Here is a 6,000-nt window from a genome sequence, read left to right on the forward strand (position 1 = left end):
TCGAGGAAGGGGTGTGACGTGCGGCTGCGCTGTGCTGTGCTGGACGACTTTCAGAGGGTGGCGACCGAGGTCGCCGACTGGTCGCCGGTCGCCGACCAGGTGGAGGTCGTCTCCTTCGACACCCACCTGGACGGCGAGGACGCCCTGGCCGCGGCCCTGGCCGACTTCGACCTCGTGGTGACGCTGCGGGAGCGCGTGCCCTTCCCCGGGTCGCTGATCGCCCGCCTGCCCCGGCTGAAACTCATCGTCGCCTCCGGCATGCGCAACTCGGTCATCGACTACGCGGCCGCCGAGAAGCACGGCGTCACCGTGTGCGGCACCACCAGCTCCTCCACCCCGCCCGTGGAACTGACGTGGGCCCTGCTGCTCGGTCTCGCCCGCGGGCTCGTCGAGGAGAACAACGCCCTGCGCTCCGGCGGCCCTTGGCAATCCACCGTCGGCGCCGACCTGCACGGACGCCGCCTCGGACTTCTCGGCCTCGGCAAGATCGGCAGCCGCGTGGCCCGGGTCGGTCTCGCCTTCGGCATGCACGTCAGCGCGTGGAGTCAGAACCTCACAGAGGAGCGCACCGACGAGATCGGCGTCGAACTCGCCCCCTCCCGGGAGGACCTGCTCGCCGACAGCGACTTCGTCTCGATCCACCTCGCGCTGAGCGACCGCACCCGCGGACTGCTCGGACCCGCCGAACTCGCCATCCTCAAGCCGACCGCGTACCTGATCAACACCTCGCGCGCCGCCATCGTCGACCAGGAAGCCCTCCTCGCCGCCCTGCACGAGGGCCGGATCGCCGGCGCCGGCATCGACGTCTTCGACATCGAGCCCCTGCCCGCCGACCACCCGATGCGCACCGCCCCCCGCCTCCTCGCCACGCCGCACCTCGGCTACGTCTCCCGGGCCAACTACGCGACGTACTACGGGCAGGCGGTCGAGAACATCCGCGCGTTCCTCGGGGGCGCGCCCGTACGACGGCTGCCGTGACGCCCGTCCGGGGCCGCGCCGGGTTTCCGCACCGTCCGGGTGAGGACGTTTCCGCACCGTCCGGGTGAGGACACGGAAACGGCCGGGACCCGGTGACGGGTCCCGGCCGGCCACCGCTGTGAGCGGTGGATTCACGCCACGGGCGCCGACGTGAACAAGGGCGCCTCGGCTGCCGCGTCGAACTTCAGGACTGCTTGCCAGGAACGATGACGTTGCTGACGCAGGTGACCTGGCTGTGCGAGGTCGGGCACGTCTGCGTCGAGTTGTTGGCGAAGCGGACGCTGCCGTCCTTGGCGGTCGTGATCTTGTACGTGTCCCCTTGCACGCAGCGGACCTGCCCGTTGCCGTCGTCCACGCACTTGCCGGGGCCGCCCTGGGCGGCGGCCTGGGCGGCACCGACCCCGATCAGGGCAAGGCTCCCCAGGACTCCGGCTGCCGCTGTAGCTGCGATCTTCTTCGAGTTGAGCATCTACTTTTCCTTTACGGTCGACCCCGTGACTGGACGGCGGGGTCGTTCCGGACGCTTGGGCCGACAAAGAAGCCAGACGACAGGCCCCGGGGCTCGGACCACCTGGTTCGAGCCCCGGGGCCTGCCTAGATCACCTGATCAGTGATCACTTGCCACCGAGGATGAAGTTCTGGGAGCAGGTCACGGACTCGCGCTCGCTGTTGTCCTGCTCCGACCAGCCGAGGATGCCGAGCGAGATGTTGACGTCATCGATGTTGATGAGGCCCTTGGTCGAGTCGTTCTGCTCACACGACTGGTTCTGCTTGTTCTCCAGCTTGACCTTCTCGTCCCCGTCCGCAGCGTGGCCGACACCGGCCCCCAGGAAGCTGACGCTGCCGAGCATGGCCATGACGACCGCGGCCTTCTGGTAGTTGCGCATTACTGCTCCGTTCTTGAGTGGACACAACCCGTGATGGGTTGGTCACCGACAGTCGCCAACTGTAGGTGACCCTCACGCGGCTTCTAACGGGCGAAACGCCCACTCACGCAAGTTTCTTGAAAAAAGTTGCGTTGTAACGCGGTTTTGTATGTATCGGATGGCCTAACTCAACTAGCCACTTCCGACCAACTACCGCTAGGGAACCCCCGGGGGCTACCGCCCGGGGAGGACGACGCTGTCGACACACGTGACCTGACCGCGCGAGGCCGGACAGGTCTGCGTCGACTCGTTACTGAGGTGGACTCCGCCGTCCTTGCTCGTGGTGAGCTTGTACGTACTCGTCTGCACACAGTGAACGTGACCCTTGCCGTCGTCGACGCACCTGCCGGGGCCGCCCTGGGCAGCGGCCTGGACGACTCCGCCACCGATCAGAGCGAAGCCCCCCAGGACTCCGGCTGCCGCCACCGCTGCGATCTTCTTCGTGTCGAGCATCTGTTTCTCCTTTGCGGTCGACCCCCCGCGGCTGAACGGCGGAGTCGTTTTTCCGGGCATATGGACCGGCTGGAAACCAGACAGCAGGCCCCGGGGTTCGGACACGTGGTCGAACCCCGGGGCCTGCCTTCAGATCACTGGATCAGTGCTTGCCGAAGCTCTGCGAGCAGGCCAGGGACTCCTTCTCGCTGTTGTCCTGCTGGGACCAGCCGAGGATGGCACCGACCGAAACGTTGACGTCGTCGAGCTGGATGAGCCCGGTCTGCGCGTCGTTCTGGGCGCACGCCTGGTTCTGGTCGTTGTCAATCTTGATCTTGTCGCCGTCCGAAGCGTGACCGACACCGGCACCCAGGAAGCTGACGCTGCCGAGCATGGCCATGACGACCGCGGCCTTCTGGAAGTTGCGCATTACCTCTCCGTTCTCGAGTCGACACAATCCGTGATGGACTGGTCACTGACAGTCGCACTCTAGGTGACATTCGGGGCTTTTGATAGGCAAAACGCCCAATCGCGTAACTTTCCTGAAAAAACACATTGTGGTGATGCTGTGCAGGTGTCCGGCGACCAGCGACCAGGACCGCCACCGTCGGCCAACTACCGGTCGGACAGCCGCTGTTCACAGCGGGCGGATCCTTCTCCACAGGCGGGAGGCCGCCCTCGCCACCGAACACGAAGAGCGCCTGCCGTCTCGGCGGTGCGTGTCGAGGTGGTCGCCGGGTCGCGGCCGGCGGCCGCGCGCACCTTCAGGAGCCGATCGCGCGAACGCGCCCGCGTCGACCGCACCACAAGCAGCAGGCCCCGGGGTTCGGACACATGGTCGAACCCCGGGGCCTGCCTTCAGATCAGCCGATCGTCACTTGCCGAAGCTCTGCGAGCAGGCCAGGGACTCCTTCTCGCTGTTGTCCTGCTGAGACCAGCCGAGGAGGCCGACCGAGACGTTGACGTCGTCGAGCTGGACGAGCCCGGTCTGCGCGTCGTTCTGGGCACACGCCTGCTTCTGGTCGTTGTCGAGCTTGATCTTGTCGCCGTCCGAAGCGTGACCGACACCGGCACCCAGGAAGCTGACGCTGCCGAGCATGGCCATGACGACCGCGGCCTTCTGGAAGTTGCGCATTACCTCTCCGTTCTCGAGTCGACACAATCCGTGATGGACTGGTCACTGGCAGTCACAGACTGTAGGTGAAGATCGATGGTTTTTATACGCAAAACGCCCAATCGCTTAACTTTCCCAAAAAATCTCCGTGCGGAGCTGCCGGGCAGACGCCGAGCAGCCGCCGTGGCGCGTCGCGTGCCGGACGAGACAGGGAGCCCGTCTTCGCCGCGGCATGACCCCGGCACGGCACGGGTCGTGGGGAAACAACGCCCGTACGGCGGAGCACAGGTTCAAAAAGGGTGATCCGGAGAAAAACCTCGTTACCGGTCCGGGGCCCTCGCGTTGAAACGGTCAGTGCGGTCGCGCGTACTGCTGCCGCACTCACCGATTCACTAAGGAGAACGTGATGTCTCGCATCGCGAAGGTTGGCGTTGTCGCTCTCGGCACGAGCGCTGTGGTGCTCAGTGGCGCCGGTCTCGCCGCGGCGGACGCCGGCGCCAAGGGCGCTGCCATCGGCTCGCCCGGTGTCCTGTCCGGCAACGTCGTTCAGGTGCCGGTCCACGTGCCGATCAACGTGTGCGGCAACACCGTCCAGTTTGTCGGCCTGCTCAACCCGGCCGTCGGTAACACCTGCAAGAACGAGGGTCACAAGAAGGACGACCACAAGAAGGACGACCACAAGGAGAGCAGCAAGAAGAGCGGCCACCGCCACTGACGTCTGCTGTCTGCCCCGAGAGCCCCGGCCTCCCCGAACGCCGGGGCTCTCCCCATGTCGCCGTGAGGGTCCTCGTCACCTCACGCGTACCGGTAGATCCGGCCGACGTCCTCCAGTTCGTCCGGCGTCACGTCCCACGGAGGCAGGCGCTGGTGCCGTGCCACGATCCGGCCGTGCTGCCCGTCGCCGGAGCCCGGCGGTGCCGCGGGAAGGTAACGGGCCCCGCGGTGTCTGCGCTGCCAGCGGTACCACTGCAGGTCGACGAAGGCGTGGTGCAGCCAGAACACGGGGTCGTTGACGGAAGCGCCGCCGAGCATGTCCCCGCCGACCCAGCCGTGCACCCGGTTGTGGTTGCGCCAGGACGTGCTGCCCCCACCGGTGCCCCAGCCCTCCAGTTTGTTGCGGAATCCCCGCGTGACCGTCGAGTCCCAGGGCGCCACGTCGTAGACCGGGTCCTTCAGCGCCCACTGCAGCTCGTTCTTCGTGGGCAGCTCCATGGGGGAGCGGCGGCGGCCGAGGTCCCGGGTGAGGAACACCGCGTCGGTCACATTCACCTTGATGGTCCAGTTGCCTTCCCGGTAGGCGAACGGACCCGTCATCACCTGGTGGTCGGAAGGGCGTCCGGTGCCGCCGAGGAGGTCCGCCGTCCAGGGTGCGGAGGTGGTCGTGCGGTAGCGCGTCCAGTCCCAGTACGGCACGGTCACCGAGGGGTCCACCCGGCGCAGCGCGCTCTCCAGGTCGAGCAGGAACCGGCGGTGCCAGGGCAGGAAGGAGGGTGCCATGTGCGCGGCGCGCAGTCCGTGTTCGCCGTCGGAGGAGAAGTACTCGATGTGCATCCGCACGAACTCGTCGTACTCGCCCCGCCGTTTGACCTCCAGCAGCGCCTTGACGAACCGCCGCTTCTCGGTCTTGGTGAGCGTGCCGGCGTCTCTACGCACGTACGCCATGCCGGTCCCCCGTGTGCACATGCCCCGCGTCTGCTGGTTCCGGGGCCAGGTCGCGCAGTCGGCGGCCGGGGCCGAGTTCGTCGACGGCTGCGCGGGCGGCTTCGAGTGGTGACCGGTACGAGCAGTAGTGGTCGACCATGCTCAGCCAGGTGCCGTCGGCCCGGCGCATCAGATGCAGCGGTCGGCCGTCCACAGTGACGTGCCACCGACCCCGCCCGCCCGACCCGGCCGACGGGGTCCACGTCCCTCGGATGCGGCGGCTGCGGTAGGTCTGGTCGAAAGCGGCTTCGCCCAGGACGTTTTCGGTTCCGGGGCGCCGGAGCCGGAAGGCGGCGGCCACCGGGGCCGCCAGGGTGGCGGCGAGGGCGCAGGCACGCAGACCGCGCGTCACCTCCCGCCGTGTCCTGCCCGCCCGTTCGGGTCGCGCCGGGGTCGGTGCCCCGCCTCCCGCCGGTCCTCCGCCGATGCTGACGACCATGTCCACTCCTCGTCCGGTTCCGGTGTCGTAGCCGTAACCGCCGGACGTCCCGCGCGGTCACCGCCGCGCGGCCAGACAAGTGATCGCCGGCGTAGCTGCCGGTAGGGGGGCGGGTCGCGTCACCGGCAGGACACACAACGGAGGGCCGGCCCTCGAACTGTCCGAGGACCGACCCTCCGTACGCGTGGTCCCAGCTCTAGAACCACAGGTTGCCGTGCACCGGCTTGGTGTCGTTGACCGCGGACGCGGCGTTCTTCGCCGTCTGGACCAGCGATTCCTTGCCCTGAGCGCTCACATCTAGGGGAACCCTGGTGCTCACGCCGCCGGTGAGGTCGGTGGACGCCAGGTCCCGAGTGTTCTCAGCGGCCGGAGCCGGCTGCGGAGCGGGGGCGGGCTGAGCAACCGGAGCC

9 protein-coding genes and 1 pseudogene are annotated in these 6,000 nt (G+C 67.8%); 2 read left to right on the top strand and 8 right to left on the bottom strand.

The window, feature by feature from the left end; genetic code table 11:
• Positions 1 to 18 precede the first annotated feature (18 nt).
• Positions 19 to 978, top strand: coding sequence for a D-2-hydroxyacid dehydrogenase family protein (locus tag GTY47_RS23555; RefSeq protein WP_010046780.1), 960 nt, complete (start codon positions 19 to 21; stop codon positions 976 to 978).
• A gap of 184 nt (positions 979 to 1,162) precedes the next feature.
• Here GTY47_RS23555 and GTY47_RS23560 read toward each other — a convergent pair whose 3' ends face one another.
• The 5 genes from GTY47_RS23560 to GTY47_RS23580 form a co-directional block, all read right to left on the bottom strand.
• A complete protein-coding gene (locus tag GTY47_RS23560; protein ID WP_010046783.1) occupies positions 1,163 to 1,447 on the bottom strand; it encodes a hypothetical protein in 285 nt (94 codons plus the stop codon).
• A 145-nt stretch (positions 1,448 to 1,592) separates the two neighbouring features.
• The gene (locus GTY47_RS23565) at positions 1,593 to 1,865 is read right to left on the bottom strand and encodes a hypothetical protein (protein WP_010046785.1); all 273 of its coding nucleotides are present in this window, start codon (positions 1,863 to 1,865) and stop codon (positions 1,593 to 1,595) included.
• Between the two features lie 213 nt (positions 1,866 to 2,078).
• The gene (locus GTY47_RS23570; protein ID WP_010046787.1) at positions 2,079 to 2,357 is read right to left on the bottom strand and encodes a hypothetical protein; all 279 of its coding nucleotides are present in this window, start codon (positions 2,355 to 2,357) and stop codon (positions 2,079 to 2,081) included.
• Between the two features lie 142 nt (positions 2,358 to 2,499).
• Positions 2,500 to 2,766, bottom strand: coding sequence for a hypothetical protein (locus tag GTY47_RS23575; protein WP_010046789.1), 267 nt, complete (start codon positions 2,764 to 2,766; stop codon positions 2,500 to 2,502).
• A 444-nt stretch (positions 2,767 to 3,210) separates the two neighbouring features.
• A complete protein-coding gene (locus GTY47_RS23580) occupies positions 3,211 to 3,471 on the bottom strand; it encodes a hypothetical protein (RefSeq protein WP_010046792.1) in 261 nt (86 codons plus the stop codon).
• A 385-nt stretch (positions 3,472 to 3,856) separates the two neighbouring features.
• On the opposite strand from GTY47_RS23580, the gene GTY47_RS23585 reads away from it, so the two are divergent.
• A complete protein-coding gene (locus GTY47_RS23585; protein WP_040904180.1) occupies positions 3,857 to 4,165 on the top strand; it encodes a chaplin in 309 nt (102 codons plus the stop codon).
• An 80-nt stretch (positions 4,166 to 4,245) separates the two neighbouring features.
• On the opposite strand, the gene GTY47_RS23590 is transcribed toward GTY47_RS23585, so the two are convergent.
• The 3 genes and pseudogenes from GTY47_RS23590 to GTY47_RS41180 form a co-directional block, all read right to left on the bottom strand.
• Positions 4,246 to 5,112 (bottom strand): tyrosinase family protein, encoded by an 867-nt coding sequence (locus GTY47_RS23590; RefSeq protein ID WP_010046795.1) that lies wholly within the window; start codon positions 5,110 to 5,112, stop codon positions 4,246 to 4,248.
• The gene (locus GTY47_RS23595) at positions 5,096 to 5,590 is read right to left on the bottom strand and encodes a tyrosinase family oxidase copper chaperone (RefSeq protein WP_029181651.1); all 495 of its coding nucleotides are present in this window, start codon (positions 5,588 to 5,590) and stop codon (positions 5,096 to 5,098) included. Before GTY47_RS23595 ends, GTY47_RS23590 begins: the two co-directional genes overlap by 17 nt.
• Positions 5,591 to 5,786: 196 nt before the next feature.
• A pseudogene (locus GTY47_RS41180) lies at positions 5,787 to 6,000 on the bottom strand (hypothetical protein); the annotation flags it as partial.

This window comes from Streptomyces sp. SID5464 (assembly GCF_009862985.1).
Classification (GTDB): Bacteria; Actinomycetota; Actinomycetes; order Streptomycetales; family Streptomycetaceae; genus Streptomyces; species Streptomyces chartreusis_D.

Bases quoted from the DNA above. Each gene is read 5' to 3' on its own strand.
- GTY47_RS23560 (WP_010046783.1), bottom strand. From the start codon at position 1,447: ATGCTCAACTCGAAGAAGATCGCAGCTACAGCGGCAGCCGGAGTCCTG.
- GTY47_RS23565 (WP_010046785.1), bottom strand. From the start codon at position 1,865: ATGCGCAACTACCAGAAGGCCGCGGTCGTCATGGCCATGCTCGGCAGC.
- GTY47_RS23570 (WP_010046787.1), bottom strand. From the start codon at position 2,357: ATGCTCGACACGAAGAAGATCGCAGCGGTGGCGGCAGCCGGAGTCCTG.
- GTY47_RS23575 (WP_010046789.1), bottom strand. From the start codon at position 2,766: ATGCGCAACTTCCAGAAGGCCGCGGTCGTCATGGCCATGCTCGGCAGC.
- GTY47_RS23580 (WP_010046792.1), bottom strand. From the start codon at position 3,471: ATGCGCAACTTCCAGAAGGCCGCGGTCGTCATGGCCATGCTCGGCAGC.
- GTY47_RS23585 (WP_040904180.1), top strand. From the start codon at position 3,857: ATGTCTCGCATCGCGAAGGTTGGCGTTGTCGCTCTCGGCACGAGCGCT.
- GTY47_RS23590 (WP_010046795.1), bottom strand. From the start codon at position 5,112: ATGGCGTACGTGCGTAGAGACGCCGGCACGCTCACCAAGACCGAGAAG.
- GTY47_RS23595 (WP_029181651.1), bottom strand. From the start codon at position 5,590: ATGGTCGTCAGCATCGGCGGAGGACCGGCGGGAGGCGGGGCACCGACC.